The 19,701-nt window shown below is 49.5% G+C and carries 13 protein-coding genes; 5 read left to right on the forward strand and 8 right to left on the reverse strand.

Translation table 11 applies throughout. From position 1 onward, the window contains the following. Positions 1-119: 119 nt before the first annotated feature. From BUA34_RS02305 to BUA34_RS02340, 8 genes are all read right to left on the reverse strand, one after another. The gene (locus BUA34_RS02305) at positions 120-1,367 is read right to left on the reverse strand and encodes a nucleoside recognition domain-containing protein (RefSeq protein ID WP_072827110.1); all 1,248 of its coding nucleotides are present in this window, start codon (positions 1,365-1,367) and stop codon (positions 120-122) included. 273 nt (positions 1,368-1,640) lie between these two features. After that, positions 1,641-2,303: a phosphodiesterase gene (gene yfcE, locus BUA34_RS02310; protein ID WP_072827111.1), complete on the reverse strand. Its 663-nt coding sequence runs from the start codon at positions 2,301-2,303 to the stop codon at positions 1,641-1,643. An 8-nt stretch (positions 2,304-2,311) separates the two neighbouring features. Then, positions 2,312-6,121: a transglutaminase domain-containing protein gene (locus BUA34_RS02315; protein ID WP_072827112.1), complete on the reverse strand. Its 3,810-nt coding sequence runs from the start codon at positions 6,119-6,121 to the stop codon at positions 2,312-2,314. 148 nt (positions 6,122-6,269) lie between these two features. After that, positions 6,270-6,677: a YraN family protein gene (locus BUA34_RS02320; RefSeq protein WP_072827113.1), complete on the reverse strand. Its 408-nt coding sequence runs from the start codon at positions 6,675-6,677 to the stop codon at positions 6,270-6,272. Between the two features lie 69 nt (positions 6,678-6,746). After that, positions 6,747-8,255 carry a serine/threonine protein kinase gene (locus BUA34_RS02325; protein WP_072827114.1) on the reverse strand — a complete coding sequence of 503 codons (1,509 nt, stop codon included), beginning with the start codon at positions 8,253-8,255 and terminating at the stop codon, positions 6,747-6,749. Then, positions 8,252-10,339, reverse strand: a complete 2,088-nt coding sequence (locus BUA34_RS02330) for an ATP-binding cassette domain-containing protein (RefSeq protein WP_072827115.1) — start codon at positions 10,337-10,339, stop codon at positions 8,252-8,254. Before BUA34_RS02330 ends, BUA34_RS02325 begins: the two co-directional genes overlap by 4 nt. Before the next feature lie 12 nt (positions 10,340-10,351). Beyond that, a complete protein-coding gene (locus tag BUA34_RS02335; protein ID WP_072827116.1) occupies positions 10,352-11,542 on the reverse strand; it encodes a pyridoxal phosphate-dependent aminotransferase in 1,191 nt (396 codons plus the stop codon). After that, positions 11,539-13,959 carry an MMPL family transporter gene (locus BUA34_RS02340; protein WP_072827117.1) on the reverse strand — a complete coding sequence of 807 codons (2,421 nt, stop codon included), beginning with the start codon at positions 13,957-13,959 and terminating at the stop codon, positions 11,539-11,541. The genes BUA34_RS02335 and BUA34_RS02340 overlap by 4 nt, the downstream gene beginning before the upstream one ends. A gap of 29 nt (positions 13,960-13,988) precedes the next feature. On the opposite strand from BUA34_RS02340, the gene BUA34_RS02345 reads away from it, so the two are divergent. The 5 genes from BUA34_RS02345 (at position 13,989) to BUA34_RS02365 (ending at position 19,689) form a co-directional block, all read left to right on the forward strand. Continuing rightward, positions 13,989-15,440 (forward strand): BamA/TamA family outer membrane protein, encoded by a 1,452-nt coding sequence (locus BUA34_RS02345; RefSeq protein WP_072827118.1) that lies wholly within the window; start codon positions 13,989-13,991, stop codon positions 15,438-15,440. A 156-nt stretch (positions 15,441-15,596) separates the two neighbouring features. After that, positions 15,597-16,265, forward strand: coding sequence for a hypothetical protein (locus tag BUA34_RS02350; protein WP_072827119.1), 669 nt, complete (start codon positions 15,597-15,599; stop codon positions 16,263-16,265). Positions 16,266-16,282: 17 nt separating this feature from the next. After that, positions 16,283-17,359, forward strand: coding sequence for a TIGR04133 family radical SAM/SPASM protein (locus tag BUA34_RS02355; RefSeq protein WP_072827120.1), 1,077 nt, complete (start codon positions 16,283-16,285; stop codon positions 17,357-17,359). Between the two features lie 25 nt (positions 17,360-17,384). After that, positions 17,385-18,482 (forward strand): exo-beta-N-acetylmuramidase NamZ family protein, encoded by a 1,098-nt coding sequence (locus BUA34_RS02360; protein ID WP_072827121.1) that lies wholly within the window; start codon positions 17,385-17,387, stop codon positions 18,480-18,482. Between the two features lie 127 nt (positions 18,483-18,609). Then, positions 18,610-19,689 (forward strand): ABC transporter permease, encoded by a 1,080-nt coding sequence (locus tag BUA34_RS02365; protein ID WP_072827122.1) that lies wholly within the window; start codon positions 18,610-18,612, stop codon positions 19,687-19,689. Positions 19,690-19,701: the final 12 nt, after the last annotated feature.

Raw genomic sequence — 19,701 nt, forward strand, 5'->3', positions numbered from 1 at the left:
CATTATACACCGAATTAGTGCTCTAAATGTAAATAAAAATTTCATAAAAGGGAAAAAATATTTTTTTTATATGTTTTGGATGTATTCCATTTTAGAACGCTTGATTTTGATTACAAATACTAGTGGATTGGTGGGAAGAATATGTAGGCAATAATGATTGCAGCAATGACTCCGACAGCATCTGCAATGAGGGCACATGTGACGGCGTGGCGGGTCTTTTTCACGCCCACGGAACCGAAATAGACTGCTATGATGTAGAATGTCGTGTCGGCAGCTCCCTGGAACATGCAACTGAGACGGCCTGCAAAGCTGTCCGGGCCGAGGTTTTTCATGGCGTCGATCATCATGCCGCGGGCACCGCTACCGCTGAGGGGTTTCATAAGGGCGGTGGGGAGGGCCGGGACAACGTCGTTTCCGACTCCGATAAGGCCAAGTAATGCTGAAATTCCATTCATAACAAGGTCCATGGCGCCGCTAGCACGGAAAACCGCAACGCCAACGAGAATGGCGACGAGGTTCGGGATAATCATGACTGCGGTGTTGAATCCTTCCTTGGCGCCTTCGACGAATGCTTCGTATGCTTGAACTTTCTTGTAGCAGGCGAGGCCGAGGAATGCAATGATAATGCCGAATAGAACAATTCCGCTAATAAAGAGACTCGTTGTGCCGATAGCTTCTGCGGTGAGGTGGCTAAAGTAGAACATGATGGCGATGACGCATGCACTGATGCCGCCGAGCCATGCGACGGTTACGGGATCCTTGAGCTTGATTTTCTGGAAAAAGCTGAGTGCGAAAATACCTGCGATGGTGCTGAAAAATGTGGAAAGCAAAAGCGGCAAAAAGACATCGCTTGGGTTTGCGGCGCCGAGCTGGGCACGGTAAGTCATTATGCTAACAGGAATTAGCGTAAGTCCACTTGCGTTTAAAACAAGGAACATGATTTGCGAATCGCTTGCGACGGTCTTGTCTTCGTTCGGGTTGAGCTCTTGCAACTGCTTCATGGCTTGGAGACCCATCGGAGTTGCTGCGTTATCGAGGCCGAGCATGTTCGCGCTGATGTTCATGAGCATGGTGCCTACAACCGGATGTCCTTTTGGAATTTGCGGAAAAAGTCTCGAAAAGAGCGGTTGGACAATCTTGGCGAGAATCTGGACTGCGCCTGCTTTTTCTCCGATTTTGAGGATGCCGAGCCAAAGGCTCAAAATGCCCGTGAGGCCGAGGGCGATTTCGAAAGCCGTTTTGGACATGTCGAACGCCCCGAGAATAGCCTTGTTGAAAATGCCGGAGTCACCGAATGCGAGCCATTGGACGATGCATGCGATAAATGCACCAAAGAAAAAGACGAGCCAAATTACGTTTAAAACCATGACTCAAATGTAAGAAAAAAATAGCAGGTGGTGCGCCATACCCCCTGCATAGTTATGCCCGCATTGTCACCCCGGATTTGTACAAGTATAAAGCCCTTCGGCTCAGCTATGAAAATGCGTGCATTTTCGCAGCGTTCGCCTTGGTTGCTTTTATTCCGGGATCACCTTACACGGTATAAAAGGCGATGCCGGCACTATGGCCGGCATGACAGTAAAAAACATTTCCTTTTTGTTGTCATGCCCGACTTGATCGGGCATCTCCGTTTCGTATTTCTATAAAGTCACGGACTTAATTTCCGAGCCGTCCTGCAGCGTGTGTATGCTGAATTTCGCATGTGCAGGCTCGTTTGCAGTTGCTGGCGTACATTCATAGAATCCAAAGGTCGGCGGGTTTCCGCCTTTGGGGAGGCTTGTAGAACCGGGATTGACCATGAGAACATCGCGGAAGTTCTTTTCGAGCTTCCAAATGTGCGTATGGCCGAACAGGTAGGCATCGATTTGCGGCTTTTTATTCGCCTCGGCTTGAGACTGCATTGTCGACTGCGCTGAGGATTGCGCGGCTCCCGTAGATTCGATGGCGTTTAGCGCGTCTTTCGGGAAACATTCCGGCATAAAGATGTGCCCGTGGCTCAGGAATAAATGGAAGCCTTTGTCCTCGATGACTTTGTATTCGTTTTCGATAGGGAAATCGAGCATCATCAAATCTACATCGGCATCGCAGTTCCCGCGGACGGCAATTATGCGGTCTTTGTAAGGCGCGAGTGCTTCGACGACTTGCATGGGGCCGTGGCCTGCCGGGAGCGGGTTTCTAGGCCCGTGATAAAGCGTGTCGCCAAGCAAGATAATCTTGTCGCAGTTGAACTTATCAAAGAACGTTAATGCTTGCCTTGCAGCCAAGGCTGAACCATGAATGTCAGAGAGTATTAATGCGCGCATTGTGACTCCTACTTCACTGTAATCATCGGGCTCGTTTCGCTCAAGAGGTAATTCCATTCTTCGCGAATCTTTTCGTATTCGGTCGGATCGGCGTAGAGCGCGAACGTAGTCCACTTGATTCCGCTAGAAGCCTTGGACTTCGGTTGTTTTTCAAAACTTACGTAGTCTGGAGTATGGTTGAGCGGTTTTGCTTCGGTGATGGTTACCGAGTGGCCGCTTGCGGTCTTGATGTTCAACTTAAAGCTGAAAATTGTTTCGTGCGGCATACGGATGGGGTGATGACGCTTTGCAACTTTCGGAAGCTTGAACAGGCTCCTTTCCCAGACGTTCGGGAAGCGTCCCTTGAGTTCGGAACCGCCTTGACCAAAGTAACCCTTGGACAAGTAAGTGTTCACGATGATGAGAGGCTTGTTGAACTGCTCGAGGTTCTCGATGCGGATGTTGCCGATGCTTACATCAGGTATGCCTGCGGCGAGGAACTGTTCCAAGAGCTTTTCCTGGTCCTTCACATCGCGACCAAAGAACTTGTTACGGATGGCACTGGCGAACTTGCCCTGGAGCTGCACGGAATCGCGGAATTCGCATTTGCCGTCTTCACCAATAAAGAGGTCGTGCTGGATTGCAATTTGGTGTTCCTGGTTGTCTTCGAGAATCGGGGTGGTTACAACGTGGCTCTGGTCTCCATCGATGACGAGGGCGACTTTGCCTTCCATGTCAAGCGGTACAGGGCGGTCGTTTCCAGTTTTGTCAGTTGCGTCAACCCAGCGTTCACTAATCTTACCCTGCTTCGGGATGTAGAGAATCATGTGGTTGAACTGCTGGATGGTCGGCAAGTGCGAGAATCCTTCTTCGGTGAGGTGGATTGCCGTCAGGTAGCTCTTGACGCCAATGGCTTCGAGCATGTCCTTGAGCAAGAGTGCCATGTCCTTGCAGTCGCCGCGGTGTTCCTTGAGGGTCACTTCTGCAGTTTGCGGAATGAGGCTGTGGCCGCCGAAACGTACATCGCGGTAACGGATGTCGTGACGGACAAAGTTGATAATAGCCTTGACGGCTTCATCGCCAATCTTGTTGCCGCGCACTTCGAACGCTTGCTCGCGAACCTTGACGGCCTGCTTGAACTGGTGGCTGATGAGGTTCTGGTAATCGTCGCCAACATCGCGCCATTCCTGCTTGCCTGTGAGCATGAGGCCTGCGCCAAAGTCGCGGTACACGGGCATGTAAAGTTCCTTGCGGACAATCACGGGATTTTCAATCTTCCATTCAATGCCACCCTTAATGGCGGTCTTTTCGAGCGGACCGTATTCTTCAGTGACAAAGCGTGTTGTGTCGGCGTAAATGCGGAAGACGGATTCTCCGACAGGCACTTCGCGGCTACTTTCGTAGTTGGTGTACGGAATCATGCCCTTGTTCTGGAGATTCGTGCGGCTGAATTGCATGTAAATGAAGTCACCCGGAGCAATTTCCGAAAGCGGGAAGTGTGCGGTCTGTGATTCATTGCCACCGCCGATTTCTGTAGCGTAGGTGATGTAGGCTCCGTTGAGTGTAGCCTTCTGCTTGAGTTTCCAATTGCTGTCGTAAACTTCGAGTGCGTTCAGGTAAATGCGATCAAAGCCCGGCAAGAAGTCGAACGTGAATTCACGATAGATGGCTGCACCGCGCTGGTCCAAGATTTCGAGGAGCATTTCTTCGCTGCGGACCCAGTTGGCGCCTTTTTCTGCCTTGAGGGCTTCTTTTTGGTAATGGATAACGGCCGGGAAGTCGCCTTCGACAGCGGTCTGCTTTGCCTGCGGGCGGAGAAGCGTCTTCAAGTCAGCGGTGCGATCTTCGACAGGAGTAATCGGCTTTTGGAGCGTGCGGTTGTCAGCCTTGCCGAGATAAGCCTTGGTTGCAGAAAGGAAACTCTTGGCGTCTTCGTTATCCGGGCGGAGGGAGAGAGCCTTGGTGAGAGCCTTTTCTGCTTCGCGGTAGTTACGGCTGTAGAAGAGAATCTTGCCGTGCATCGTCCAAATTTTATAGTCGTTCTTTGCCTTGGCGAGCGTTTCTTCGCTGATGGCGCGAGCTTCTTCGTAGCGGCCGAGGAACATGAGAGCGTCCATGAGAGTTTCACCCAAATCCTTGCTCATGCCAAAACGTCCGCGGACTCCGTACAAAATATCAACAGCTTCGGCGTATTGGTCAAGTCCCATGTAGGTCTTGGCGAGATAGACACCGAGACGGGAACTGGGCTGCGTGTCAAAGAGGCGCTGCACGACGATGAGGGACTGATGACGTTGTCCGAGTCCCCAAAGTGCATCACTCAGGTTGATGACGTATTCTGGATTGTTGGGGGTGTAGCGGAGGGCGCCTTCGGCACATTCGCGAGCGTGACCATAGTCGAACAGCGCTTCGTACATTTCGCCGAGAATCGAGAGCAATTTGCCATTCTTGCGCACAAGGTCAATTTGGCTTGTAAAGTAGCTGATGCCCGGACCGTAAAGTTCCTTCATCTGGTACACAAAACCACAGTTGATGAGGTAGAGCGGTTCTTCCGGGTCCATCTTGTTGGCGCGTTCAAAGTAGCTGAGGGCCACAAACGGCTGGTCTTCGAGCAAACGGAGAATACCCACTTGGCTCATGACTGCTGCATTAAACTTGTTCTGTTTTTTACGGGCTTCATCATCGCTTGCCATTTTCGGCATGGCGCCAACCTTGAGGCCTTCGACAGCGTTCTTCATCACCGAGGCGTATTTCTTTTTGTTGATGCCTTGAGTCCATGTCGCGATGAGGATGCCGCGGCCATTGTCGTAGAAGAATCGGCCGGTATAGTAGAAGTCGAAGTTGTTGACAACGCGGGTGAGGGTAAATTCTTGAGCGTAGCGGTCACCGACCTTGACTCGCTGAACTTCAATGGACGGATCGTTCATTGAAAGTCCGAGGCGGTTAAGGAGAACCTTGAACATGTCTTGCTGGCTGACTTCTTCGCTTGGGACGATGGCTCCGTATACGAACAAGGAAATATCTTCTTTCTTGTTGCTGAGGACTAAATCGGGGTCTTCGTTTTGCTTGGCGACGCCTGTCCAGTTGTGCCAAAGCGTATCCTTGGTGCTCCAGGTATAGCCGAGGTCTGCGCTAGAGTATTGCGTGATGCGTTCATCGGAAAGTTCCGAGACTGCTTCCTTTACAACGTCCTTGAGTTTGAATGTTGCGAAGAAATCTTTCCATTCCTGCTTGAGTGCACCTGCGGTAAGCTGAACGTCGTTTGCGGAGAGCGTGAGCGTAAAGACTCTGTTCCCGGCGCCGATGACGAGACCGACGGCTTCGTATGGCGTGTCGTAGCGTTTGCCTGCAACATCGAAGAATGCGCCGGTGGTGCCGAATGCTTCTTCGGGGTAAGTCTCGGCAAGCGATGCTTTTTTGCCGCTCGATTCAAAGGACTGCATTTCGATTTGGGCGCGGTCCATGAGTCGCAAGGGTTCGCCTTCGGGGAGTGTTACTTCGACGAGGACGGCGCGACGGCCTGTTTGCGGGTTATAGAATTCATAGGGTGCGTTATCTTCGCCACCGATGATTGTCCAACCGTTATCGGGAGCGGTGAATGTGTAGCCGCTTGTTTCGATGGTGCCGCCGGTTGCTCTCGGGGCGACTGGTTCTTCGGATGTGTAATCCGTTTCCGAGGATTCATCGTCATAATAGGAACCATCGGTATTGCCCGAAACTTCGTTCGTGGGCGTGGTGTTTACATCGGGTGTGTTACCGGCGCAAGAAAACAGGAAAAAAAGCCCGAATGCAACAGTCAAGCGGGCGAGGGAACTCTTTTTATTTACAAACGAATAACGCATAATAAACTTCGCAGGTGAAATGTTTAACACCTTAATTTTAGAAAATTAGGGGGTGCAAAAAGTAGTGTTTTGCGATACAAATGAGAATAATCTGAAAATAGGTTGTTATGTTTCTTAGTGTTTACAAAGTCTGTGCGAAAGCTGCGTTTTAAACAGTCGGAATGACTTGTGAACCTTCGAACGCGTTCTTGTAATGGGCAAATTGGAGCGGTTGTTGGTAAGCGCGGGCGCTCAGAACATCAAAGCGGCATGGCTCATCAAATCCTTTGGGTGCAATCTCTTTTTGCGTTGCCAAAAAATGGCAGGCCGTGTGCCAAATTTTCTTTTGCTTGAGCGCATTCACGCGGGCTGCGGGATTTCCTTGTTGATTGTTCCATACGGATTTGACTTCGACAAATACGAGGGTGGAGCCGTCACGGGCTACAATATCGAGTTCTCCGCCGTGGTAAGCATAATTGCGGGCCACGACTTCATAGCCTTCGCGCATCAAGAACGCGACTGCTTGAGTCTCGATAAAATTACCCTTGGATTTGTTCTGTGATTTCTTCGAAATCATTTGCTCCCCTTTTAATTGCTATGTCAAGACTTTACTGGATCCTTCGCGTTGCTCAGGATGACGGAGAATTTATTTCACTTCCATGCCTAATAGGCGGATTTCCGAAATTGCATAGTCGTCGTTATCCGCTTCGTAAACATCGTCGAGGTAGAACCGGAGTTCGGTTGTTTCGACCGTTTGAATGTTCGGGTATTGCATTCCCTTGATGTTTTCGAGATGGAGGCGCTGCTTGAAGCCATCCTTTGTTTCAATGGTGATTGTGCGGGGCTTTTTGAAAATGCGGAAACGGTCACCGAACGCGTCGTCGATGGACTTCTGGTAGCCAATGGCAATGCCGATATTCGTAATGAGAGTGTTCTTGTCAAAGTACATGGCAAGTACAGGATTCAATGGCTTTAATGGCATTTTATTGAGCCATGCGGTGGAAAGGTCTCCATCGGTCAGGTTCGATAGCGGGTAGCCTTTCGAATTTTCAGGCTCGATTGCTCTAGTCTCGTGATTGCCTAGAATTTCGCTCCATTCGAGTTCGTGCAGTGTGTTCATGGGCTTGTGCGTGAACATAAGCAGCATGAGCAAAATAACGATAATCGGGAAGAGTACCGAGAATGCCACAATGATAAGTTTATGCGGAGCCAGGTTGCGCCCGAAGTTTATTGCCGATTCTACAATGGAGGGGGCAACGCGACGCTGCGATCCCGTTTTGCGAGCAATGGAGGCGTTCTGGTGAGGCGTATCGTGCTGCGGGAATACTTGGTCACATTCGTCCAAAAATTCCTGCATGTCGTGGAAGCGTTCGTTGAGTTTTTTCTTTAAGCACTTGAGGATAAGTTCCGAAAGACCTTCCGGGATGTCTTCGCGGAAAAGTTCCGGAGCTGGAGGCGGTTCCTGCACATGCTTGAGCGCAATTTCCACAGGGCGGCTGCCTTCGAACGGCAAGCGTCCGCAAGTCATTTCGTAAAGGATCACGCCCATGCTGTAAATGTCGGACTGGAGCGTGACTTCGTCACCGTGGCACTGTTCTGGCGACATATATTCGGGCGTGCCCATCGTCATGCCGGTGCGGGTGAGACGTTCCTTTTCCATCTCTTGGATGTACGAAATGCCAAAGTCCATGATGTAGACGCGGTTATCGCGCGTGAGCATAATGTTCGAGGGCTTCACATCGCGGTGGACGATGCCCTTGCTGTGCGCGTAAAGGAGACCGCGTGCAATTTGCTTGATGATGACTTCAATGGCCTCAAACGAAAGTTTGCTCTTGTTTTGCAAAATTTCGGCAAGCGAAATACCTTGCACGTAAGTCATTGAAATAAAGAGCTGGTTGCCCTGCTGACCAAAGTCGAACACGTGAACGATGTTCTGATGGTCGAGCTCCTTCATAGCTTGCGCTTCGAGATAAAAGCGCTTGATGGCTTCGACATCGGAGGTCGAGTCGAGAATCTTGAAGGCTACTTCGCGGTTTAGCCTTTTATCGAGAGCCTTGTAGACATAGCCCATTCCACCTTTGCCGAGCGTTCCCAATAGTTCGTAGTTTTCGTTAAAGGGGTACGGAAAATTTAGTGGTTGTTCTGGACGTATCATCTTGGCTTCTTTAATTTGTGTAGTAAAATTGCAGTTACAATATAGAAACTAAGAGCGATGGCGATGGCAAAAATCGCGTTAAAAATGTCGTCTTTTCGTTCTAGTAAAATGTTGAGGAGCGACGCTTGGTTGTAACGTGACCAGATGACGCTGGAAAGCGCGCGGCCAATGGGCTGCATTTGGTCGAGTGGCACGAGGGCTCCGGCGAGGGCAACTTGCGGGATGATGAGTAGCGGCAAGAAGGCGTTCGCTTGGCTCGTGTTCTTGGCGAGTGTACTCGTGAATAGCCCGACGGTGGTTGCGGGGATGGCGATGCAGGCGAAAATGCTAGCGATAAGCGCAATATTTGGGGTGGGAGTAATGCGGGTACTGATAAACGCATAGACAATGGCTGTCTGTATCAGCGTAAAAAATACCGGGAGCGTGCATTTTGCAGTCAGTGTCGAGATTGCTGAAACGCCACGGCGGAACTTGTCACGGAGAATGTCTTTCTCTTGGACGATTTCACGGATGGAAAGCGAGAGCGCAAACCAGTTGGCACAAAGGATGATTGCGAAGGCGACTGTCCAGAGCGAACTTTGGTCGGAGAATATCTGCGAAAGCAAAAATCCAATAATTGCAGGTTGCACAAAAAGCGCTGCAATGCGGCCCTTGTCGCGGAACCACTGCTTGGCGGTGATGTACACGGTGTAAGCAAAATTGCGGGGAAGCTTGGTGCGTTCAAAGAAATACTTGGATTCTTTCTTTTTGACGTTGCTCGAATTTTCGGTAGCTCGCGACGCGGCTTGAGATGCACGCCACTCGGCGGATTTGCTTTGTGTTATGCTTGTGAGGAGCGCTTGCGGGTCGGTCGTGTTGAAATGCGAGTATGCGGCCTGAATGGTTCCGTAGAACGCTTCTTCGCCCTGGTGCAGTACGAGAACTTTATTTGCAATTTGCAAGGCCTTGTAGCTGTGCGTGGTGAGGATTATCGTATGGCCGAGGAACGCGAGCTGCTTCAAGTGCGTGCAAAGGATTCTTGAATTGTACGGATCAAGACCCGACAGCGGTTCATCGAGGATAACGAGGCCTGGGCTTCCCATGAGCTCGCGCGCGAGGGCTACGCGGCGCATTTCGCCGCCGCTGAGCGTTTTCACGAGGTTCTGCCGGCGGTTGCTCAGCCCGAAAAGTTCGCAGAACTTTTCTAGCCTCGCGCGTGCATCTTGCTTGAAGTTCCGAACGTCCATCGACGACCTAGCACCGTCGAGAATAGTTTCCTCGACGGTCAGCTCCGGGCGGAGCGGCGGGTCTTGCGGCAGAATTGCAATGCGTCTGCGAATCTCGCTTTTGCGGTAATCGACACCGCCGATGCGCACAATGCTTTGCTTGTCGCAACTGTTGATGCCTTGAATCATCTTTAAAAGTGAAGACTTGCCTTGTCCGGAACGCCCGATAATCGCAAGAATCTCGCCTGCGGGGAGTTCGAAATCAATCCCTTTTAGTAATTGCTTTTTGCCGGCAAAGACATTCACGTTTTGCGCGAAAACATCAAAGCCTGTTGCTGAAGCCTCGATGAGCAAGTTGTTGTTGCGAAAAACAATTACGGCTGATTCAAAGCGGCATGCATCGCCGTTTGCAATTGTAATCGTGCGCGTGCGTTTGCCGCTTTCGTCTACAATTGCTTTTGCAAATTTGATTTCGGCATGTTTTTCGCGGGCGTAGCTAGAAGCGCGGGCTTTGCCGATTCCCGGTATTTCGACTTCTCTCCATTCGGCCGAAAGAGGAATCGTTTGCATGTTGCTTTCGGTTTCTCGCTCCATCACGAGAAGCGTAAGGTCACTTCCGCGGAGCGTCGCTCGCAACTGCCTCGGTCCGATGAGAATCACGTCGCCATCGTTAATGGCGGCGGTTTTTACATCTTTCCCGTTCAGCATGGTAATGCTGTTTTGGGATAAATTCTGCAAATTCCATTTGCCGTCGGTAAAGTTCAGAACCGCATGATACCTCGAAACCATCAGGTTATCGAATTGCAAAAGGTTATCCGATTTGCGCCCGATGGTAAATGGTTTCGAAGGGTCTGGATTGACGAGACGGAATGGAAACATCGCGTTTTCCCGTTATTGTAATTCTTTCACGAACGCTTCAAAACGGTCGCAAGCTTTTGCGAGATTTTCGTCGCTTGCGGCGTACGAGAATCGAACGCAAGTGTCGTCGCCAAAAGCGGCGCCTGGTACAATTGCAAGGCCCTTGCTTTCCAAAAGTGCGCTGCAAAAATCAATCGAGCCTGCAATCACCTTGCCATCCGGTGTCTTTTTGCCGTAGTAATCGCTCACGGGGGCAAATAGGTAGAATGCACCTTCGGGTGCGCGCGGCTTGGTCGAGAGGAACGATGTACGTTCGAGCATGTAGGCTCTGCGTTTGCGGAAAGCTGCCTGCATGGCGTGCACATTGCTCTTGTCCATGTTTAGCGCACCGAGTGCTGCATACTGTGCAACATTGCTCGGATGGTGCGTGGCCTGTCCCTGGATTTTGCCGATAATCTTTGCAATCGGAGCGGGGGCGGCATCGTAACCGATTCGCCAGCCGGTCATGCAATGTGATTTCGAAAAGCCGTTAATCACGATGGTGCGTTCTGCCATTCCCGGGAAAACTGCGGCGCTCGTAAATTCCGTATCGTAGACAAAGTATTCATAAACTTCGTCCGAGATGCAGTAAATGTCCTGTGCGACAATTTCTTTGGCGAGCGCTTCGAGTTCGCTCTTGCTGTAAACAGCGCCAGTCGGGTTGCACGGGTTGTTCAAAAGAATCGCCTTCGTGCGCGGCGTGCAAGCCTTGCGCAAATCTTCGGCGTCAATCTTGAAATTCTTTTCGATGCCTGCTTCAACAAACACTGGCGTACCGCCGAGCCATTTCACAAGTTCCGGATAGGTAACCCAGTACGGAGCGGGGATGATTACTTCGTCGCCCGGATTAATCAAGGCGGCGAGTGCATTGAACACGGCGTGCTTTGCACCGCTAGTCATGATGATTTGCGATGCATCGTAATGGAGACCGTTTTCTTCTTCCAATTTCTTTGCAACGGCCTTGCGCACGTCCAAAATCCCGACGGGTGCGGTATAGCGTGTCTTGCCTGCGCGGATAGCTTCGATTGCTGCATCTTGAATGGGGGTCGGAGTTCCAAAATCGGGTTCGCCTGCGCCTAAACTTACGACGTCCTTGCCGTCTGCGATCATCTGTTTTGCCATCGTGTCGATGGCGACGGTGAGCGATGCTGCGATATTTTGTGTTCTATCGGAAAGCGATTTCATTTTTTAGCTTCCTTTTTTTTCTTCTGTCTCAGACGGTATTGGTCGAGCGATCCAGCGATGAGGGGGAAAATGGTGAATTGGGAGATGAATATGCAGATAAGGCCTGTCAACGAGACGTAACCCATGCTGCGAAGCCCCGGATGGGAAGAAACGAGCATGCCGTAAGTACCGATGAAGGCTGCCATCTGCGAGAGGAAAATCGTAAAGAACTTGTCCCTAAGAATCGTGAGCGCGGTCCCTTTTTGCTTCTCGTAATAAGCGGTGAAGAACTGGAGGGATCCATCGATGCTTGCGCCAATCAAGATAGGGAAGGTGAGTGCGCTGTATGCCGAAATTTGCACGTCAAACGCGTTGAGGGCAGCCAAGAACCAGCTTGCAGCAAATACAGACGGGAGTGCGGTAAACAAGGCGCGGCTAAAGCGGTTGTAATAAACGAGCATGAACAGGAACACGAGTACTCCGCCTGCTTGTAATGGCCTGCGAATATGGTTCGTGATTCGGTCTAAGAATATGGCGCGGGTGATGGGGATTCCTGCAATGAGGTATGTCCCGTTTTGAATACCCTTAATTTGGTGAAGCTCATTGTATAGCTTTGTAATTTCGCTGCCGTAGTTTTCTTGAATGTCCGTGAAAACGAAGGCAAACCTGCCTTGGGTTCCTTGCTTATCGCGGAATTTCTTGGCGATGTATTCGGGCGGTTCAAATTCGTCACCTTCGTCGAATTCGAGTGCCTGTTCCACCTTTTCAAGATTTTCCAGTTCGCTCTTGGAAAGCGCTTCGCGGAATTCCTTGGTTACTGTGTTGTGGAGCTGGCGGAGCTTTTCCATTTTCTTTTGCTGCAGGTTGGGGGAGAATTGCGCGAGCGTAAAGATGGAATTGACCGTTGAAATGGAACCGTTTTCTTTGAGCTTGTTGAACTGTTCCAATAGCAATTCGCTCTCGGATTTGTCCGGAAGCATGATGATGATGGGGGTCTTGTTCAAGAATCCCGTTTCTGCAATCAATGAATCGATGACAGGATCTTTATAATTGATTTCTGTTGCCGAAAAATCGTTACGGATATGGATTCTAGTTCCGCCGATGTAAAGCCCGACAAGGCTTGCTGCAATGATAATCGAAAAAATAATCCAGTTTACACGATTGGAAAGCATCGAAATCCTGTATTCCGAATGGATTTGCGCATGCCTAATCGAGAAAGGTTTTTTGCGTTGGGTCACTTGCAAGAGGGCGGTAGAGAAAAGCAATGTGATGGCCCAGTTCAAGATGCACCCTGTGGAACCGAGAACGCCAAGTTCCTGAAGCCCCGGCAGAGGAATCAAGATGAGACATGCAAACAAGGCGGCAAATGCAAAACTGGAAACAGCGGTCGAAGGCCCAATGCCAAGAAGTGCGCTTTCGATGCAAAGTTGCGGGCTCAAGTTCTGTTCGCGTTCCAAGAAGTAACGGCTAAGAACATGGTTGATGATTTGCAATGCCTGCCCTGGGAGAACAATCGCAAGCAAAAGCGTAAACAGGTTGATGCGTCCGTAAAAAATGTAGGAGCATGCGAGTGTCGTAACGATAGGCGTTGCAATCGGCAATGCCGAAATAAAAATAAGTTGCGGCTGCCTAAAGAAATGCAAGATGAGAAGTAAAATAATTAGGACTGCGGTGACGATGCCCACCATCTTCGCTTCGGGCAAGAGGCGTCTTCCGGTCTGGATGGATTCGTAAACTTTTCCCGCAAAATGGACACGTAAATCGCTTGGCTTGCTTTCTTTTTCTAGTTGCGTCTTGACGTCAGAAAGCAAGTTACGGTTTGCCTGCAAATCCGAAATAGAATGGGTCGGATAGATCTCTACAATGCGGATGGTTCCGGTCTTGTTGGAATGGCTTACGGCGAGCTTGTCGAAATATTTCTTTTCGAGGTCGCTCAAGAGTTGTTCGCGCTGTTCCGATGTCGTTTGCGTGATGGAATCTATCGCGCTTTTGAGGTCTATGAACAGCGGATTGTTCTTCATGATGTAGCTATGCTTGAGTTCTTCAATGCGGTGCACCATGATATCGATATCGTTTTCGCTCGCGTACAAGAACTTGTTCTTCTTGTAAAAATCAATATCGGTCTCGAAATCTGCAAAATGCACCGAAGGGTTTTGCTGCATTTTTTGCGCGAGGTCTTTTGCGATGTGGTAATTCGCAACTGAATCCTCGGATTGCAGAATGACGATGAGGCTCCCGAGCCCGCCGAATTCGTCCTCAATTTTTTGGACGTTGCTGGGTTCACGCGCACTTGTAATGGTATCTTGCAATTGCAAGTCCCAACGTAAATGCGAGATAGGGTAAATGCTTAAAAGTCCTATCGTGAGGAAAATCGTAAGGATTATCTTAGGATAGGTTGCTAATTTTTTGATAATTTTTGCAAAGAGTGAAAACATCATCCTTAATATAACTATATATTAAAGGGAAAATGAAACGTTTGGTGACATTACTGGTGCTTGTAGGTGTGCTGTGTTTTCCAGCGCATGCGAAGAAGGCGCGCGAAGCCGTGCAAGATACTTCTTCAAGTTCCATGTCGTTCCTTGATGTTGTTTCGTGGCCCTTTATCCATGTTATCCAGCCTGTTTTTGGAATGTTGGTCTATCCGTTGGCGGCCCCTTTGCACTATGCAATCGATAATGGTGTTGCTGACAAGGCGGTGGACCTCATTACGTTCGGTGAAAATCGTAATATCTTGATTTATCCGGTGTTTAACCTCAAGCCGGGGAGTTCCACGATGATCGGTATGTGCTACCGCCACAGGAATCTTTTCCAGCAAGGGGATTATGGGGTATTTGAAGGCCATTATTATGCGAATAGCGATTTGGATGTGAAACTGCGCTACTCGAAACAGTCGCTTTTCGGTAAAAAACTGTATGGTGTCATGAGTTTTAACCTTTACATGGATCGTGACAATGGTTTTATTTTACCGGGTTCCAAGGAATCGTTTAAGCAGGCTGACACGACGTATAATTTTAGCGGTCAACTGGGGTTCCCGATTACGGAATCTAGAAACTTGAACTTGAGTATAGGTTCGGAGTTTATTTACCATAAAGCCGATTTTACGGATACGAAGGATTCTGTGCTGGATGACCCGAAATACCCGATTGTGGATCGCGGTCTGTATCAAAGTCACTTTGAAATACCGTTCTATGTGAACTTGGTGTTTGATAACCTGGATTTCCCATTTGCTCCGTCACGGGGACAGCGTCTAAGTATAAAGGCCTCGTATGTGCTGACGGGCAAGTATGGAGGAATCAATGCTAAAGATTTGACTTTGGCTGATTTGGACCGTTCTGAAGCAATTAAAGATGGCGGCAAGAACCATGACTATGTGAGTGTCGATGCCTTTTACCAGATATATTTCTTCATTGGACGGGCGGACCAGTATGTGCTTTCGGCAAAAGAGGGCCGCAAGACGAGAAAATTCTATACGGACTTTTCTTTGAATGAAGTGCTACGTGTGTGGCGCCCTGAAAATTTGGTCGAAACACTTTTTGAACATCGTGTGCTTGCTTTCCAGTTCCGCTTCCAGGGAATGTGGGAAATGGAAAAGGGCGGCGCTCCGTATTCGGCATTCCCGACTTTGAATGCGAGATTCCCGTTGCGCGGCTATACGGATGCATGGATGAGTCCGTTCGTGCTTGGGCTTTCTGCAGAATACCGTTGGCCGGTGGACCGACTTGTCGATGGCGTCGTGTTTAACGAATACGCTATGATTAGTGATAAGATAAATGGTTGGTCAAAGGACAATCTTTACAATTCGTGGGGATTTGGTGTCCGCGTTCGCAAACCGGATATGTATCTGTTCCGCGTGCAGTTTGCTTTCCACAGTTGGCATGGCTTGAGCCTTGTATTGACGATTGCTCCGGAATTCAAGTAAAAAAGGCCTATATAATACATCCGTGGAAATTTTTTGCTTTTTGGGGCATTTTTTGACAAAAAAAACGTTCTGAAGAGGTCTATCCACAATTGAAAACGCATGCTTGTTTGTTTATATTAATGATGTGGTTGAATGGCTTTTGAAGGAGGCTGCAAAATGTATAAACACTGGAGAAAATTTCTACTTGCTTTGACGGCGTTCTTTTGGAATGCTTGCGATAACACCGCATCGCCTGTGGCTCCTGTCATCCAGGATTCTAGTTCAAGTACAACCAATGGCCAAAATTTGAGCTCGTCTGTAGAAAATGCAAGTTCAAGCTCGGTTGCCGAAACTCAGTCTTCAAGTTCTTCGGATGTTCAGTCTAGTTCTTCGGAAGCACAGTTGAGTTCCTCTGCTGAATCATCGAGTTCCGTAGAATCCTCAAGTTCCTCTCCGATTGCCGAAAGCTCCAGTGGCGGAATAGAAGTCGTGCCTTTGTACGGTGTTTATATGGATAAGGAAACTTGCACGGCTCATAAAGACGACAAAGTTTATGAATGTACCGATGGGGTGACGTGCGTTGAATCTACGGCTGATGCCGAAGATGTTCCTGCAACGAGCGATCCGACTGAAGTTACTGCAAAATATGGTGTAGTTTACAAGCCCGTGGTTACGGCCAAATATGGTGTTGTTTATATAAAAGATAAAGTTTATACATGCAGTGATGGCAAGGTTTACAACGAAGCTGAATTTCAGGCTCATTATAATACCCTTATAATTGATGAGACTGTTGTTCTTTATGGCCCTCCTTGCGCGTTTGACGGCTCTTGCGGAAAAGATAAATAATTCGGAATTGATTCCGTATGCATCTCGGTTTTAAGAAGTTTCTTGCGCTTGAAGCGCATCGCCTTTATCGTCATAGCCAAATCAAGGCTCATCCGCTGACATACCTTTTTTGGGAATGTACGCTGCGTTGCAATTTACATTGCCTGCATTGCGGGAGCGACTGCGTTGCTGAAGCGATTCCGGACATGCCACGCGAAGATTTTATGCGCGTCTTGGATGGTGTTGCTCCTCATGTCGATCCTAACAATTTTATTGTGGTGATTACTGGCGGTGAACCGTTGATGCGTGCCGATCTCGAAGAAATCGGCAAAGAAATCAAGTCGCGCGGATATCCTTGGGGAATGGTGACGAATGGACTTGCTTTAAATCCGGAACGTTATACGAAACTCATGAATGCCGGATTGCGCGCGTTGACGATTAGCCTTGATGGCCTTGAAGAAAATCATAATCATTTCCGCGGCAATGCGCATAGCTTCGAACGTGCGGTTCGCGCCATCAACATGGCTGCGCATACGGACGGCGTTACGTTTGACGTGATGACTTGCGTGAATCGCAAGAACCTTAAGGAATTGCCCAAAATTTATAACTTGCTTTTAAATCTGGGCGTCAAGCGTTGGCGCGTTTCGAATGTCTTTGCAAAAGGTCGTGCAAAAGACAATCCGCTATTCCAACTTACGAATCAGGAATTTCGTCAAGTCTTTGAATTTATCCGTGAAGCCAAAAAGCAAAATCTCATGAATGTGAACTACGATTGCGAAGGCTTTCTCGGCAGTTACGAAAAGACTGTTCGCGATAATCCGTTTTTTTGCTGGGCTGGCGTAAATATTGCATCGGTGCTGTGCGATGGGAGCATTTCGGCATGCCCGAGCTTGCGTGGGGATTACATTCAGGGGAACATCTACAAGGATGACCTGTGGGATGTCTGGCAGAACCGCTATCAGGTGATGCGTGACCGCAAATGGACTAGAATTGGCGAATGCAAAACTTGCAAGTATTGGCGCTATTGCGAGGGCTCTAGCCTGCATTTGCGCGACGAGCAGACAAAAGAACTTGCTTTCTGCCATGTGAAACGGCTTGAAGCGGCTGGCGTTTAAAGGTGGTTTTACTACCTTTAAAAACATGGTTACGTTAGCTCTTTCCCATTTTGAAAAAAGTTTCCCGGTGGTACTTCGTGGTAAGCGCCTGGGTGCGGTTCTCCATCCGGCTTCGGTCTGTGCCGATTTGAGTTATACGCTTGACTTGCTCAAGGATTTGGACGGCAAGCTCTTTAAGCTTTCGGCTTTATTTGGCCCGCAGCACGGTATCAAGGGACATACACAAGATAACATGATTGAATGGGAAGGCTACGAAGACCCGGAATTGCATATTCCGGTTTACAGCCTTTATGGTGAACATCGCGAACCGACCGCAGAAATGCTTTCGCACGTGGATGCGATGCTTGTCGATTTGCAGGATGTGGGCGCGCGTTATTACACGTTCATCTGGACGCTCTTCCTTTGCATGAAGGCCTGCGAAAAGGCGGGAATCCCGGTGGTCGTGGTGGACCGTCCGAATCCGATCAACTGCGTAGACGAAGAAGGCCCGGTGCTCGACCTCAATTACACGAGCTTTGTGGGCTTGCATAGCATCCGCACGCGCCATGCCAAGACGATTGGCGAACTTGCCGAACAGTTCAAGGCCGAACGATTCCCGAAGTGCGAACTTTACGTGATGCACATGGATGGATACGATAAGCGCATGTGGTTTGACGAAACGGGTCTTCCGTGGATTTTGCCGAGCCCGAACATGCCGACTCTCGATACCGCCATCGTGTATCCGGGCATGTGCTTGTTCGAAGCGACCAATGTGAGCGAAGGCCGTGGCACAACGCGTCCGTTCGAAATTTTCGGCGCACCGTTTATCGATGCCGTGAAGCTTTGCAAGTACATGAACGGGCTTAAGTTGCCGGGCGTGTATTTCCGCGAAAACTATTTCCAGCCCACGTTCCACAAGGGCGCGGGGCAGATTTGTGGCGGGGCGCAGATCCATGTGACTGACCGTAATTCGTTCCGCAGTTTTGAAATGGCGGTGAAGCTATTGCAGTATATTTTCAACGAATACCCGAAGGATTTTGCGTGGAAGCAGCCTCCGTACGAGTACGAATTCCACAAGCTGCCGATTGATATTTTGCTTGGCAACGGGACATTCCGCAAGGAATATATCGAGTCGAGTATTTAATGCTTGTAGGGACTGCCGCGAAAAATACGAAAATGCGCCGCTCTTGTTACTCCAAACTTTGGCTTGTCACCCCGGACTTGTTCCGGGGTCACCATACACGGAACTCTATTGCAGAACACTTGTATAAATGAAACTTAGACTTTCGACAGAAACTTTGAACCGCCTGAAGCGCTTCCGCAAGAACAAGCGCGCCTTTTGGTCGCTTGTGATTTTGGTGGTGGCGTACTTGCTTTCGCTCACGAGTCCGTGGACGGTAAATGATGAACCGTTCTATTTGCGTTATAACGGCAAGAGCTATTTCCCGGCGTTTGCGCGTTATAGCGAAGCAGACTTTGGTGGCGAATACAAGACGGAACAGGATTACGCAAAGCTTTTTGCAGATGTCGCTGAATGTAAGCAGGATGAAGAAGACGGATTCCCGCGTGCTGGAGGCTGCCCCGAGATGTGGACGCTCATGCCGCCAGTGCCGCACGATCCGCTGAAGGCGGATCTGAGCGAGGAGGGAACCCCTCCATTTGCGCCGAGCGCAAAGCACTGGCTCGGGACCGATAGCAATGGGCGCGATGTTCTGAGCCGCCTCATTCACGGGTTCCGCATTTGCATCAGCTTTAGCTTGCTCTTGACCGTGCTTGGAACGTTCCTCGGCATTGTCATTGGCGGTATTCAGGGCTATCTCGGGAAGTTCTGGGATACGGGCATGCAGCGTATGATTGAAATTTGGTCGTCGCTCCCGATGCTTTACGTGGTGATTCTCATCGGCAGTATTTACGGTCGCAGTTTCTGGCTTTTGATTTTGATTATGGCGGCGTTTAACTGGCTTTCGCTCAGCTATTACATGCGTGCGGAATTTCTGAAGCTCCGCAACATGACGTACGTGATGTCCGCAAAAGTTCTTGGACTTGGCCATCGCCATATCTTTTTCAAGGAAATCTTGCCGAACGCGATGACGCCTGTGGTGACGCTTTTCCCGTTTACGCTTATCGGTGGAATCGGAAGCCTCACATCGCTAGACTTCTTGGGCTTTGGACTCCAGCCGCCTACGCCGAGCTGGGGCGAACTCATGAGCCAGGGACTCAACAACCTCTACGCACCATGGATTTCCGTGAGCACGGTTGCTGCGTTGTTTGTAACGCTTTTGCTCACGACATTCGTCGGCGAAGGCGTGAGGGATGCTATGGACCCGAAGTCGGGAGATAGATATGTGTAATGCAATACGACT

Source organism: Fibrobacter sp. UWB12, assembly GCF_900142485.1.
Lineage (GTDB): Bacteria > Fibrobacterota > Fibrobacteria > Fibrobacterales > Fibrobacteraceae > Fibrobacter.

Bases quoted from the DNA above. Each gene is read 5' to 3' on its own strand.
- BUA34_RS02305 (WP_072827110.1), bottom strand. From the start codon at position 1,367: ATGGTTTTAAACGTAATTTGGCTCGTCTTTTTCTTTGGTGCATTTATC.
- yfcE (WP_072827111.1), bottom strand. From the start codon at position 2,303: ATGCGCGCATTAATACTCTCTGACATTCATGGTTCAGCCTTGGCTGCA.
- BUA34_RS02315 (WP_072827112.1), bottom strand. From the start codon at position 6,121: ATGCGTTATTCGTTTGTAAATAAAAAGAGTTCCCTCGCCCGCTTGACT.
- BUA34_RS02320 (WP_072827113.1), bottom strand. From the start codon at position 6,677: ATGATTTCGAAGAAATCACAGAACAAATCCAAGGGTAATTTTATCGAG.
- BUA34_RS02325 (WP_072827114.1), bottom strand. From the start codon at position 8,255: ATGATACGTCCAGAACAACCACTAAATTTTCCGTACCCCTTTAACGAA.
- BUA34_RS02330 (WP_072827115.1), bottom strand. From the start codon at position 10,339: ATGTTTCCATTCCGTCTCGTCAATCCAGACCCTTCGAAACCATTTACC.
- BUA34_RS02335 (WP_072827116.1), bottom strand. From the start codon at position 11,542: ATGAAATCGCTTTCCGATAGAACACAAAATATCGCAGCATCGCTCACC.
- BUA34_RS02340 (WP_072827117.1), bottom strand. From the start codon at position 13,959: ATGATGTTTTCACTCTTTGCAAAAATTATCAAAAAATTAGCAACCTAT.
- BUA34_RS02345 (WP_072827118.1), top strand. From the start codon at position 13,989: ATGAAACGTTTGGTGACATTACTGGTGCTTGTAGGTGTGCTGTGTTTT.
- BUA34_RS02350 (WP_072827119.1), top strand. From the start codon at position 15,597: ATGTATAAACACTGGAGAAAATTTCTACTTGCTTTGACGGCGTTCTTT.
- BUA34_RS02355 (WP_072827120.1), top strand. From the start codon at position 16,283: ATGCATCTCGGTTTTAAGAAGTTTCTTGCGCTTGAAGCGCATCGCCTT.
- BUA34_RS02360 (WP_072827121.1), top strand. From the start codon at position 17,385: ATGGTTACGTTAGCTCTTTCCCATTTTGAAAAAAGTTTCCCGGTGGTA.
- BUA34_RS02365 (WP_072827122.1), top strand. From the start codon at position 18,610: ATGAAACTTAGACTTTCGACAGAAACTTTGAACCGCCTGAAGCGCTTC.